Genomic DNA, 11520 nt, shown 5'->3' with positions numbered 1-11520 from the left:
GTCCGGGTGAGGTAGGCCCGCGTCGGCTTGCGCCCCAGCTCGACGGTGATGGTGGTGCCGTCGTGGGTCTCGTCGAACCACTGCGTGAACGTGCCGTGGCAGCCGCTGCCGCAGCGGAACGCCTTGGCGGGCAGCTTGAGGTTGCGCCGCAGCGAGTCGGCGAAGGCCGGCGAGCGCGAGTCGGTGGTGTCGATGCCGTACAGCGGCTGGTGGAAGTTGATCACGTAGTCGGGGTCGACCCGGTTCGTGAGCTTCATCAGCGCGCGCGTCTCGGGCTGCGAGGCCGGTCGGCTGCCGGCGTGCTTGCGCTTCTTCCAGGCCACCGGGAAGTTGCGGTTCACGTCCACGCCGCGGGCGTTGTACCGCGAGTCGCGGGCGACGGCGTCGGGGTTGACGACGGGCACCACCCACAGGTCGACGTTCGCGATGTCGGAGCCGTCGCGCAGGTTGCGCAGGATCGTGCGGGGCGCGACCTCGTCGCCGTGCATGGCCGAGAACACCAGCACCTTGGTCTTCGCCGACGGGTCGCCGAGGCGCCAGGCCTTGATCGGCCGGTCCTTGACGCTGTGGCCGATCGTCAGCTTGCGCGGACCCTTCGGGGCGGCCTCGGCCGCCGTGAGGGTCAGGGCGGACGAGGCCAGCAGGGCGGCCGTCACGACGAGGGCGGGGAGGGTGCGCAGACGCATGACGCGATGGTCGCAGAAGATCGTCAGTCTTGACGAGGTTTGCGACGATTCGTCCCTCAGGTGCCGGACTCGACGCGGGCGCGCAGCCGGCGCAGGGAGTACGCGAAGGCCAGGTGCAGGAAGGGCTTGGCCAGCGGCCACAGGTAGGGCGCCAGCGGCCCGCCGGGCACCTCGGCGCGCTCTCCCCACGTGAAGGTGCAGCCCGAGCCCTTGGGCGTGACGCGGAAGATGCCGATGCCCTTGACGACCGTGCCGGTGTGCAGCGTCTCGCACAGGTACGGCGGGTCCCAGGTGGTCACCTCCATGACGTCGTCGAACCCGACGGGCCCGAGCGCCGTGCGGGCGACGACGATCTCGCCGTCCACGCGCACCGAGGTGAGCGGGATCCACTCGGACTGGCGCTCCCAGTGGGTGACGTAGTCCCACACCACCTGCGCGGGCGCGGCGACGTCGACCGAGACGTCGAGGTGGCCGGTGCCGCTCATCGCTGCTCCCGGGCGGCGCCGGACTCGCGCTCGGTCCACTCGGCGCGCAGCCGCGCGAGGACGGCGTCCACCTCGTCCATCCGGTAGCCCCGGACGGCGGTCGTGAAGCGCACCTCGTCGAGGTCCTGGGGCGTGAGGTGCCGGTCGGGAGGCGGCAGGACGTCGGGGCGCTCGTCGTCGACCCCGGCCATCTGCCCGGGGGCGTCGAAGGGGCCGACGGCGATGACGACGGCGACGCCGACCACCACCACGGCGAGGGCGAGGAACAACCAGGTCACGCCTACGATCGTGCCATGGAGCAGACGGCGCTGCGCCTCGGGACGCGGACGTTCGGACCCACCGACCTGGTCGTGATGGCGATCGTGAACCGCACGCCCGACTCGTTCTTCGACGCGGGGTCCACCTACGAGACGGCCGCCGCGCTCGACCGGCTGGACGCGGTGGTCGAGGCCGGGGCCGCCGTCGTGGACGTCGGCGGCGTCAAGGCCGGGTACGGCGATCCGGTCGACGTCCACGAGGAGCTGCGTCGCACCGCCGACTTCGTCGAGGAGGCGCGCAGCCGGCACCCCGACGTCGTCCTCAGCGTCGACACGTGGCGCAGCGAGGTGGCCGACGAGCTGTGCAAGCGCGGCGCGGACCTCGTCAACGACACCTGGGGCGGTCACGACCCGCGCGTGGCCGAGGTGGCCGCCGCGCACGGCGTGGGGCTGGTGTGCACCCACGCCGGCGGCCTCGCGCCGCGCACCGACCCGTACCGGCCCGCCTACGACGACGTGGTGGGCGAGGTGGTCACGTCGGTGACGGCGCTGGCCGACCGGGCGGTGTCCCTCGGCGTGCGGCGCGACGCGATCGTGGTCGACCCGACGCACGACTTCGGCAAGAACACCCGCCACAGCCTCGAGCTCACCCGGCGCCTGGACGCGCTGGTCGCGACGGGCTGGCCGGTGCTGGTGGCGCTGTCGCGCAAGGACTTCGTCGGCGAGACCCTCGACCTGCCCAAGGAGAACCGGCTCGTCGGCACGCTCGCCGCCACCGCCGTCTCGGCCTGGTCGGGTGCGCGTCTGTTCCGCGCCCACGACGTCGCCGAGACCCGCCAGTGCCTCGACATGGTCGCCAGCATCCGTGGCGACCGCCCGCCCGCGGTCGCGCGGCGCGGCCTGGCCTGACCGCTCGTCGGTTTCCCAGGTCAACCTGGGAGTCCGACGGCACCACGGAGAACTTCCCGTGGTCTCGTCGGAGAACCGGGGGACGTGGGACGCGTGGGACTCGCCCTGCGCGTCTCAGGCGGCGGGCGCGGTGGGCTGGTCCGCGTCGGAGCCGCCGAACAGGCCGTCGATCTCGTCGATGGCCTGCTGGGGGGCGGGGACGGTCTGCACCAGCCGGCTCTCGCCTGCCGCCTGCGCGACGGGCTCGGGTCCCCATGCGCCCAGGGCGACGACCGCGAGCCAGGCGACGACGAGGGTGCCCACGGCGGCTCCGGCCGCGCCGAGGATGCCGGAGCGGCGGCGCAGGGCACCGACGGCCGCGAGCACCACCAGGACGAGGACGATCAGGTCGACGAGCGAGAACGTGGAGAGGTCGGGCACGGGGGCTCCCTGGGTGTGGACGACGGGGGGGCGCCCAGTGTGCCGACCGGACCTGAAGGGTGCCTGAAGGCGGCCGGCCGCGCACCGTCCGTCCCCGCCGTCATGTCGACCACGGCAGATGGGGCGAAGCACGGTCGATCTCCCGTGCTCGGGCGCAAACACCACGTTCACGTGGTAATTGGTCCCCCACCCGCCCGACGCTCAGCGCTTCTGGTGGTCGTGCAGCTTGGCGACGGCCGTCTCGACGCGCTTCTGGCGGGTCTCGGGCTTCTTGGCCGACGTCACCGAGACGGTGAAGACCTTCTGGCCCGACGGCGTCAGCGAGGCGAAGAACGCGGCGGCCTGCGGGTCGGCGTCCAGCGCCGCGCGCAGGTCGTCGGGCACCTCGACCTCGCGCGGTGCGGTGTCGACCTCGAGCCGCACCTCCACCTCGTCGCCGCCGGAGATGCCGGACGCCGCGCGGTGCTCGGCGCTGAGCGAGAGCATCGTGCGGCCGTCCATGGTGCCGAACGTGGTGCGGTACGTGTAGCCCTGCACCGTGACGACGACCGCGGCGCGCCTGCCTGCGCCGAGCGCCTCGACGACGTCGTCGGGAACGGGGATGCCCGTGGCCGACTTGCCCGCCACCAGCACCGTGGCGGTGAAGCTCTGCGCGCTCACGACTGGTGGCCGGGCTGGAAGTACGAGATCGCCTCGTCGACGTCGTCGGTGAGGCGGATGCGGTCGACGTCGCGCTCGGCGATCTTGCCGTCGGTGAGGACGGTGCCGCGGATCCAGTCGATCAGGCCCTGCCAGTAGTCCACGCCCATCAGCACGATCGGGAACGACGTCACCTTCTGGGTCTGCGCGAGCGTGATGGCCTCGAACAGCTCGTCCAGCGTGCCGAACCCGCCGGGCATCACGATGTAGCCCTGGCTGTACTTGACGAACATCGTCTTGCGGGCGAAGAAGTACCGGAAGTTGATGCCGATGTCGACCCACTCGTTCAGGCCCTGCTCGAAGGGCAGCTCGATGCCGAGGCCCACCGAGACCCCGCCGGCCTCGCTCGCGCCCTTGTTGGCCGCCTCCATGACGCCCGGCCCGCCGCCGGTGATCACCGCGTACCCGGCCTCGACGAGGCCGTGCCCGACGCGCTCGGCGACGAGGTACATCGGGTCGTCGGCCTTGGTCCGTGCCGAGCCGAAGACACTGACGGCGGCGCCGAGCTCGGCCAGGGCGCCGAAGCCCTCCACGAACTCGGACTGGATGCGCAGGACGCGCCACGGATCGGTGTGCACCCAGTCCGACGGGCCGCGCGAGTCGAGCAGGCGCTGGTCGGTGGTGCTGGACTTGACCTGCGCGCGACGCAGGCGGACCGGTCCGCCCTGGTGCTCGCGCGGACGGTCGGGGCGGGGTGTGGTCATGGGCCCGAAACTAACGCGGACGCCCGCCGGGCGCCGTCGTGGCGCGCGGACGGCCCCGGGTGTTCACCCCTGCGTCAGCCAGGCCCGCAGGTCGGTCTCGAGGCGGGTGAGGTGCTCGACCGGGACGTGCTCGTCCTGCTTGTGGGCGAACATCGGGTCGCCCGGGCCGTAGTTGACGGCGGGGACGCCGAGCGAGCTGAACAGGGCGACGTCGGTCCACCCGAACTTGGGGTTGACCTCTCCCCCGACGGCCTCGACGAACGCCGCCGCGGCCGGGCGGTCGAGCCCGGGGAGGGCGCCGGGGCTGGTGTCGGTGAGGACGACCTCGTAGTCGTGGAACAGGTCGCGGACGTGCGCGAACGCCTCGTCCTCGCTGCGGTCGGGCGCGAACCGGTAGTTCACCGCGACGCGCATCTCGTCGGGCACGACGTTGCCGGCGACGCCGCCCGTCACGCCGACGGCGTTGAGACCCTCGCGGTAGGTCAGGCCGTCGATGACGGGCTGTCGGGGCTCGTAGGCCACCAGGCGGGCGAGCACCGGCGCGGCGGCGTGGATGGCGTTGGAGCCGCGCCACGAGCGGGCGCTGTGGGCCCGCTCGCCTCGGGCGATCACGTCGACGCGCAGCGTGCCCTGGCAGCCGGCCTCGACCACCCCGTTCGACGGCTCCATCAGGATCGCGAAGTCGGCCTCGATGAGCTCGGGACGCTCGCGGGCGATGCGGCCGAGGCCGTTGTGCACCGCCTCGACCTCCTCGGCCTCGTAGAAGACGTAGGTGACGTCGCGGGTGGGCTCGGGGACGGACGCGGCCAGCTTGAGCGCGACCGCGACGCCGCCCTTCATGTCGCAGGTGCCCAGGCCCCAGAGGGTGTCTCCGTCGAGACGCGAGGGCAGGTTGTCGTTGAGCGGCACCGTGTCGAGGTGTCCGGCGACGACGACGCGGTCGGGGCGGCCGAGGTCGGTGCGGGCGATCACGCTGTTGCCGTCGCGCACGACCGTCAGGTGCGGCAGCGTCGACAGCGCGGCCTCGACCGCGTCGGCGATCTCGACCTCGGCGTGGCTGACGGAGAAGATGTCGACGAGGTCGGCGGTCAGCGCGACGACGTCCCGATCGAGGTCGAGGGAGGCCATGACCGCCATCCCATCACGACGCGACGAAGACGCAGAACTCGTTGCCCTCCGGGTCGGCCATGACCGTCCACGACACGTCGTCGTCGGGCTCGCGCAGCACGGTCGCGCCCGCGTCGACGAGCGCCCGGACGCCCGCGGCGTCGTCCACGTCGACGTCCCAGTGGATCCGGTTCTTCACGGTCCTGGGCTCGGGGACGGGCGCGAACGCGATGCCGTCGAACGGCATTCCCGCGACCCCGTCGACCCAGGAGAACTCCTCCTCGTCGGTGACGGTGCCACCCCACACGTCCGCCCACCAGCGCGCGATCACGCGAGCGTCCGCCGCGTCGACCCCCAGCTCGTAGTGGCGGTACCCGGCCGGCGGCTCGTCGCGGACGAACGCGCACAGCTCGCCGCCGTCAGGGTCGGCCATCACCGTCCACGGCGTGTCCCAGCCGGGCAGCACCCGCGCGCCGAGCGCCTCGAGCTCGCCAACCGACCCGGTGTGGAGGTCGAGGTGCACCCGCTGCTTGACGGTGACCGGCTCGGGCACGACGTTGACCCAGACGCCGTGCTGCGGGGTGGGTCCGTCGAGCCGGACCACCGTGTCGCCCGCGTCGTGGGGACGTGCGGACAGACCGATGGCGCCCGCCCAGAACCTCGAACCTGCGTCCGCGTCGACGACGTCGATGCAGAGGTCCTTGTACCGGGCGAGCGCCATCGTTCGACGCTAGCGGAGGATCACTTCGCGAGGAAGGTGATCAGCGCGTCGTTGAACTCCTGCGGGTGCGTGGCGTTGATGCCGTGCGGGCCGCCGGCGATCACCTTGAGCTCGCTGCCCGGGATGGACTCGTGGGTGCGCTTGCCGGAGACCTCGAAGGGCACGACGGCGTCGGAGTCACCGTGGATGACCAGGACGGGGATGCCCGTGTCCGCGACCTTCTGCACGTCGGGACGGAAGTCCGTGGTGCCGAAGGCGGTGATGCAGTCGAGCGTGCCCTTGGGCGAGGCGAACTCGGCGATCGCCCGGTTGTACAGGCGCGTCGGCTCCGGGACGAGCGCCTCCGAGCCGTTGCCGGCGTCGAAGAAGTTCTTGGTGAAGTCCTCGAGGAACGCGATCCGGTCGCCGGTGACGCCACCCTTGAAGCCCGCGATGGTCTCGTCGTCGAGGCCGCCGTCCGGGTTGTCGTCGGACTTGTACAGGTAGGGCGGGACGGCCGCGGCGAAGACGGCCTTGGCGACGCGCTCGGTGCCGAACGTGGCGACGTACCGCGCCACCTCGCCGCCGCCCATCGAGAAGCCGACCAGGGTGGCTCCGGTGACGTCGAGCTGCTTGAGCACGACGTCGAGGTCGGCGGTGAACGTGTCGTAGTCGTAGCCGTTCCAGGGCTGCGAGGACTTGCCGAAGCCGCGGCGGTCGATGGTGATGACGCGGTGGCCCGCCTCGATCAGCGCGGGGACCTGGTTCTCCCACGAGCGACCGCTGAGGGGCCAGCCGTGGATCAGGACGACGGGCGATCCGCTGCCGAAGTCCTCGTAGTGGATCTCGACCGGGGTGCTGCCGTCGGTGCCGACGTTGACGAAGGGCATGTGCGCTTCCAATCCTCGAGATGGGTCGTTCGCGTTTCAACCACGAACGTAGGCACGACCTCGCACGACCGCACGCCGAGCGCGGACGCGACCACGACGGTGTTGTCCTCCCTCGATACCGTTGCGCCCATGAGCGCACCGACCTCCGCCTGGGCCTACGGCGTCGCGACCGTCACGCTCGACGGCGCCGTCCTCGACGTCTGGTACCCCTACCCCGCCCTCGGCGCCGACGACGGTGCCTCCGAGCCCGAGGTCCTGACCGGCATCGAGGGCGACGACCCGGTGCGCCAGGTGCGCCGCGCGGTCGTCCGCACCGTGATCGACGACCTCGCCGCTCCCCCGGCCGACGCGTACGACGCGTACCTGCGCCTGCACCTGCTGTCGCACCGGCTGGTCAAGCCCCACGGGCTGAATCTCGACGGCCTGTTCGGCCTGCTCACCAACGTCGTCTGGACGTCGATCGGGCCGTGCGCCGTCGAGGGCTTCGAGGCCACGCGCGCCCGCGCCCGTGCCGCCGGGCACCACGTCGCGGTCACCAGCATCGACAAGTTCCCCCGCATGACCGACTACGTGCTCCCCACCGGTGTGCGCATCGGTGACGCCGACCGCGTCCGCCTCGGCGCCCACCTGGCCGAGGGCACCACCGTCATGCACGAGGGCTTCGTCAACTTCAACGCCGGCACGCTCGGCAACGCGATGGTCGAGGGCCGCATCTCGGCCGGCGTGGTGGTGGGCGTCGGCTCCGACGTCGGCGGCGGCGCGTCGATCATGGGCACCCTGTCCGGTGGCGGCAAGCAGGTGGTCAGCGTCGGCGAGAACTGCCTGATCGGCGCCAACGCCGGCATCGGCATCTCCCTCGGCGACGGCTGCGTGGTCGCGGCCGGCACCTACGTCACCGCCGGCACCAAGGTGCTGCTGCCCGACGGCGCCGTGGTCAAGGCGCTCGAGCTGTCCGGCCGGGACGACCTGCTGTTCCTCACCAACAGCCAGACCGGGGCCGTCGAGGCACGCCCCCGCGGCGGCGCGACCGGCGTCGAGCTCAACAGCGTCCTGCACGCCAACTGATGCGCCCCCGGTGGCTGGTCGCCGGGCTGGCCACCGCGGTCACCGTCGGCGCGGTGGTGCTGGCCGTCCGCAGCACGGACAAGATCCCGTTCGCGCGCTCGGAGACCTGCGGGGCGACCGTCGACGGCACGTTCGTCGAGCTGGACCCCGAGCAGGCCAAGTTCGCGTCGCTGATCGCGGCCACGGCCACCCGCCGCGGGATGCCCGCGCGGGCCACGACGATCGGCATCGCGACGGCGTACCAGGAGTCGAAGATCCGCAACATCGACTACGGCGACCGCGACTCCGTCGGCCTGTTCCAGCAGCGACCGAGCCAGGGCTGGGGCACCGCCGCGCAGATCATGAACCCGCGCTACTCGATCGGGAAGTTCTTCGACGGCCTGCAGAAGGTCGACGGCTACACCGAGCTGGAGGTCACCGAGGCGGCGCAGGCCGTCCAGCGCTCAGCCTTCGCCACCGCCTACGCCGACCACGAGGAGGACGCGCGCGTCCTCGCGTCGGCGCTCTCGGGCAACAGCCCGGCCGCCTTCAGCTGCCAGGTGCGCTCACCTGAGTCCGACGGGGCGCCCGAGGGAGCAGACGGCCTGACGCCCCGCGCCGCCGAGGTGCTCGCGTTCGTCGAGAAGGCGTTCGGCGAGCAGAGCACCGGCGGGTACGCCCCGGGCGGCGTCGACACCGGCCACATCGAGGGATCGGCCCACTACGAGGGCCGCGCCGTCGACTTCTTCTTCCGCCCCGTCGACGCCGACAGCCTTCGCTCGGGCTGGGCGCTGGCGCAGTACGTCGTCGCCAACGCCCGCCAGCTGGGCGTCAGGACCGTCATCTACGACGCCCGGATCTGGACCGCCCGTCGCTCCGACGAGGGCTGGCGCGACTACCGCGTGCCCGACCGCGCCGGCGATCCCGACGTGCTCGCGCACCGCGACCACGTCCACGTCGACGTCGCCTGAGACACCCGGTCCACGACGCCCGACACGGGTAACTTAGGCTAGCCTCGCCTGCATTCCCCCGCTCCCAGGAGACGTCCGTGCGCCTGCGCCGCCCCCTCGCCCTCATCGCCCTCGCCCTCGCCGGCGTCCTCGTCACCGCCGGCTGCGGCGGCTCGTCCGCCGAGGAGTCGTCGTCCGTTGACGGCTCGGCGGCGATCTCGGTCGACACCGCCTTCGGCGAGGTGACCCTGGACGAGAAGCCGACGCGCGTCGTCGCCCTCGGCTGGGGCGACGCCGAGACGGCGCTGGCGCTGGGCGTCCAGCCCGTCGGCGCGAGCGATTGGCTCGCGTTCGGCGGCGAGGGCGTCGGCCCGTGGGCCGAGGGCATGTACGACGAGGCGCCCGAGCTGATCGGCACCCTCGAGCCCGAGCTCGAGAAGGTCGCCGCCCTGAAGCCCGACCTCATCCTCGACACCAAGTCGGCCGGCACCAAGGAGCGCTACGACGCGCTGGCCAAGATCGCCCCGACCGTGTCGATCAAGGAGGGCGGCGAGCAGTACAACACCTCGTGGGAGGACCAGGTCGACCTCGTGTCCGCGGCGCTCGGCGTCTCCGAGAAGGGCGAGCAGCTCGTCGCGGACACCAAGGACGAGTTCACCGCCACCGCCGCGGAGTACCCGCAGTTCAAGGGCAAGACCGCCGTGGTGGGTGCCCTGACGAGCGAGGGCTACGGCGCCTACGTCGCCCGCGACAGCCGTGTGCAGTTTCTGACGGCCCTCGGCTTCATCGACAAGCCCGAGATCGCCGAGCTCGCCGGCGACTCGTTCTCCATCGACGTCTCGCGCGAGCAGCTCGACCTGCTCGACGCCGACCTCACCGTCATCACCACCATCGGCGTCGAGAACTCCGCCGTCACCTCCGACGAGCTGCTGGCCCAGGTGCCCTCGGTCCGCGACGGCCACCTGGTGACCTTCGACGACGCGACCTCGCTCGCCTTCTCCACCAACACCGTGCTGTCCATCGGCGCCGCCCTCGAGTCCGTCCCCCCGATCCTCGCCAGCAAGCTCGCCTCCTGACGCACGGGTCGTTTACCAGGTTCTCCTGGTAGACGGTCGCGGACCATGGCGAAGTTGCCGTGGTCCGCGACCGTTCACCACGGTCTCCTGGTAAACGAGCGTCGGGTGGGACGAGCGTCGGGGGCCTCAGGTGAGGCGGGAGACGGCGGCGTCGATGCGCTCGTCGGTGGCGGTGAGGGCGACGCGGACGTGGCGGGCGCCGGCCTCGCCGTAGAAGTCGCCGGGGGCGACGAGGACGCCGCGCTCGGCGAGCCAGGCGACGGTGTCGCGGCAGGGCTCGTCGCGGGTGGCCCACAGGTACAGCGAGCCCTCGGAGTGGTCGATGGTGAAGCCGGCCGACTCCAGCGCCGGGCGCAGCCGTTCGCGTCGCGACCGGTAGCGGGCGCGCTGCTCGTCGACGTGGGCGTCGTCGTCCAGGGCCGCGACGCACGCGGCCTGCTGGGGCGCGGGCATCTGCAGGCCGAGGTTCTTGCGCACCTCGAGCAGCTCGGCGACGACGGCGGCGTCGCCGACGACGAACGCGCCGCGGTAGCCGGCCAGGTTCGACCGCTTCGACAGCGAGTGCACCGCGAGCAGCCCCTCGACCGAGCCGCCGTTGACGTCCGGCTGCAGCACCGAGGCGGGGCGCTCCCCGGTCCACCCGAACTCCAGGTAGCACTCGTCGCTGACGAGCAGCACGTCGTGCTCGCGCGCCCACCGCACCAGCTCGCGCAGACGCTCGGGGGGCAGCACGGCGCCGTGCGGGTTGGCCGGGGAGTTGACCCAGACCAGCGCGGGCGCCGGGCCGTCGCGACGGTCGGGCGCGTCGTCGACGACGACGTCGGCCCCGACCAGCGCCGCACCCACCGCGTACGTCGGGTAGGCCAGCTCGGGGACGACGATCGTGTCACCGGGCCCCAGGCCCAGGTGCAGCGCGAGGCTGCCGATCAGCTCCTTGGAGCCGATCGACGGCAGCACCTGGCCGACGTCGAGGCCGGTGACGTCGAAGCGCCGCTCCAGCCAGCCCAGGAAGGCCCGGCGGAGGGCCGGTGTGCCGATCGTCGTGGGGTAGCCCGGCGCGTCGGAGGCGGCCGTCAGCGCGTCGCGGACGAGCGCCGGCGTCGGGTCGACGGGCGTGCCCACCGACAGGTCGACGAGCCCGCCCTCGTGGGCGGCGGCACGCTCGCGCGCGGCCGCCAGGGAGTCCCAGGGGAAGTCCGGCAGCCGCGTCGAGACGAGCCGCCGGCTCACTCCTCGGTGTTCTGCGGCGGCAGCGCCGCGATCATCGGGTGGTCCTTGTCGATCTCGCCGAGCTTGGCGGCACCACCGGGCGAGCCGAGGTCGTCGAAGAAGTCCACGTTGGCCGTGTAGTACTCCTTCCACTCCTCGGGCGTGTCGTCCTCGTAGAAGATCGCCTCGACGGGGCACACCGGCTCGCACGCGCCGCAGTCGACGCACTCGTCGGGGTGGATGTAGAGCATCCGCTTCCCCTCGTAGATGCAGTCGACCGGACATTCGTCGACACACGCCCGGTCCTTCAGGTCCACACAGGGCTGCGCGATGACGTAGGTCACGAGCTCTCCTCCTCAGCGAAACGGCAGTCGGGCTCCATCG

The 11520-nt window shown here is 72.2% G+C and carries 15 protein-coding genes; 4 read left to right on the top strand and 11 right to left on the bottom strand.

Features of this window, described 5'->3' with window-relative positions; translation table 11 throughout:
• The 3 genes from ACI6PP_RS12790 to ACI6PP_RS12780 form a co-directional block, all read right to left on the bottom strand.
• On the bottom strand, positions 1–686 hold a 686-nt coding region (locus ACI6PP_RS12790; protein WP_421111977.1), incomplete at its 3' end, for a M14 family zinc carboxypeptidase.
• Positions 687–742: 56 nt separating this feature from the next.
• Positions 743–1171, bottom strand: coding sequence for an SRPBCC family protein (locus tag ACI6PP_RS12785; protein WP_421111976.1), 429 nt, complete (start codon positions 1169–1171; stop codon positions 743–745).
• Complete coding sequence (locus ACI6PP_RS12780) at positions 1168–1449, bottom strand: DivIVA domain-containing protein (RefSeq protein WP_421111975.1); 282 nt, start codon at positions 1447–1449, stop codon at positions 1168–1170. The genes ACI6PP_RS12785 and ACI6PP_RS12780 overlap by 4 nt, the downstream gene beginning before the upstream one ends.
• Positions 1450–1464: 15 nt before the next feature.
• Here ACI6PP_RS12780 and folP point away from each other — a divergent pair, with 15 nt between their 5' ends.
• The gene (gene folP / locus ACI6PP_RS12775; RefSeq protein ID WP_421111974.1) at positions 1465–2337 is read left to right on the top strand and encodes a dihydropteroate synthase; all 873 of its coding nucleotides are present in this window, start codon (positions 1465–1467) and stop codon (positions 2335–2337) included.
• Positions 2338–2451: 114 nt separating this feature from the next.
• On the opposite strand, the gene ACI6PP_RS12770 is transcribed toward folP, so the two are convergent.
• The 6 genes from ACI6PP_RS12770 to ACI6PP_RS12745 all read right to left on the bottom strand — a co-directional run bounded on the left by ACI6PP_RS12770 (position 2452) and on the right by ACI6PP_RS12745 (position 6857).
• The gene (locus tag ACI6PP_RS12770; protein WP_421111973.1) at positions 2452–2757 is read right to left on the bottom strand and encodes a hypothetical protein; all 306 of its coding nucleotides are present in this window, start codon (positions 2755–2757) and stop codon (positions 2452–2454) included.
• A gap of 201 nt (positions 2758–2958) precedes the next feature.
• The gene (locus ACI6PP_RS12765; protein WP_421111972.1) at positions 2959–3417 is read right to left on the bottom strand and encodes a YdeI/OmpD-associated family protein; all 459 of its coding nucleotides are present in this window, start codon (positions 3415–3417) and stop codon (positions 2959–2961) included.
• A complete protein-coding gene (locus ACI6PP_RS12760) occupies positions 3414–4160 on the bottom strand; it encodes an LOG family protein (protein ID WP_421111971.1) in 747 nt (248 codons plus the stop codon). The genes ACI6PP_RS12765 and ACI6PP_RS12760 overlap by 4 nt, the downstream gene beginning before the upstream one ends.
• A 63-nt stretch (positions 4161–4223) precedes the next feature.
• The gene (dapE, locus tag ACI6PP_RS12755) at positions 4224–5288 is read right to left on the bottom strand and encodes a succinyl-diaminopimelate desuccinylase (protein WP_421111970.1); all 1065 of its coding nucleotides are present in this window, start codon (positions 5286–5288) and stop codon (positions 4224–4226) included.
• Positions 5289–5301: 13 nt separating this feature from the next.
• The gene (locus ACI6PP_RS12750; RefSeq protein WP_421111969.1) at positions 5302–5988 is read right to left on the bottom strand and encodes a VOC family protein; all 687 of its coding nucleotides are present in this window, start codon (positions 5986–5988) and stop codon (positions 5302–5304) included.
• 20 nt (positions 5989–6008) lie between these two features.
• Positions 6009–6857 (bottom strand): alpha/beta fold hydrolase, encoded by an 849-nt coding sequence (locus tag ACI6PP_RS12745; protein ID WP_421111968.1) that lies wholly within the window; start codon positions 6855–6857, stop codon positions 6009–6011.
• Between the two features lie 129 nt (positions 6858–6986).
• Here ACI6PP_RS12745 and dapD point away from each other — a divergent pair, with 129 nt between their 5' ends.
• The 3 genes from dapD to ACI6PP_RS12730 all read left to right on the top strand — a co-directional run bounded on the left by dapD (position 6987) and on the right by ACI6PP_RS12730 (position 9927).
• Positions 6987–7922: a 2,3,4,5-tetrahydropyridine-2,6-dicarboxylate N-succinyltransferase gene (gene dapD, locus ACI6PP_RS12740; protein WP_421111967.1), complete on the top strand. Its 936-nt coding sequence runs from the start codon at positions 6987–6989 to the stop codon at positions 7920–7922.
• A complete protein-coding gene (locus tag ACI6PP_RS12735; protein ID WP_421111966.1) occupies positions 7922–8872 on the top strand; it encodes a VldE C-terminal domain-containing protein in 951 nt (316 codons plus the stop codon). The genes dapD and ACI6PP_RS12735 overlap by 1 nt, the downstream gene beginning before the upstream one ends.
• Before the next feature lie 77 nt (positions 8873–8949).
• On the top strand, positions 8950–9927 hold the full coding sequence (locus ACI6PP_RS12730) for an iron-siderophore ABC transporter substrate-binding protein (RefSeq protein ID WP_421111965.1): 978 nt from the start codon (positions 8950–8952) through the stop codon (positions 9925–9927).
• A 126-nt stretch (positions 9928–10053) separates the two neighbouring features.
• Here ACI6PP_RS12730 and dapC read toward each other — a convergent pair whose 3' ends face one another.
• The gene (gene dapC / locus ACI6PP_RS12725; protein WP_421111964.1) at positions 10054–11157 is read right to left on the bottom strand and encodes a succinyldiaminopimelate transaminase; all 1104 of its coding nucleotides are present in this window, start codon (positions 11155–11157) and stop codon (positions 10054–10056) included.
• Positions 11154–11480, bottom strand: a complete 327-nt coding sequence (fdxA, locus tag ACI6PP_RS12720) for a ferredoxin (RefSeq protein ID WP_421111963.1) — start codon at positions 11478–11480, stop codon at positions 11154–11156. Before fdxA ends, dapC begins: the two co-directional genes overlap by 4 nt.
• Positions 11481–11520: the final 40 nt, after the last annotated feature.

Source organism: Solicola agrisoli (genome assembly GCF_049059935.1).
Lineage (GTDB): Bacteria > Actinomycetota > Actinomycetes > Propionibacteriales > Nocardioidaceae > JAURVT01.
The sequence above is the reverse complement of the archived record's forward strand: the minus strand, read 5'-3'. Positions and strand labels throughout refer to the sequence as shown.

Bases quoted from the DNA above. Each gene is read 5' to 3' on its own strand.
- ACI6PP_RS12785 (WP_421111976.1), bottom strand. From the start codon at position 1,171: ATGAGCGGCACCGGCCACCTCGACGTCTCGGTCGACGTCGCCGCGCCC.
- folP (WP_421111974.1), top strand. From the start codon at position 1,465: ATGGAGCAGACGGCGCTGCGCCTCGGGACGCGGACGTTCGGACCCACC.
- ACI6PP_RS12760 (WP_421111971.1), bottom strand. From the start codon at position 4,160: ATGACCACACCCCGCCCCGACCGTCCGCGCGAGCACCAGGGCGGACCG.
- dapE (WP_421111970.1), bottom strand. From the start codon at position 5,288: ATGGCCTCCCTCGACCTCGATCGGGACGTCGTCGCGCTGACCGCCGAC.
- ACI6PP_RS12750 (WP_421111969.1), bottom strand. From the start codon at position 5,988: ATGGCGCTCGCCCGGTACAAGGACCTCTGCATCGACGTCGTCGACGCG.
- ACI6PP_RS12745 (WP_421111968.1), bottom strand. From the start codon at position 6,857: ATGCCCTTCGTCAACGTCGGCACCGACGGCAGCACCCCGGTCGAGATC.
- dapD (WP_421111967.1), top strand. From the start codon at position 6,987: ATGAGCGCACCGACCTCCGCCTGGGCCTACGGCGTCGCGACCGTCACG.
- ACI6PP_RS12735 (WP_421111966.1), top strand. From the start codon at position 7,922: ATGCGCCCCCGGTGGCTGGTCGCCGGGCTGGCCACCGCGGTCACCGTC.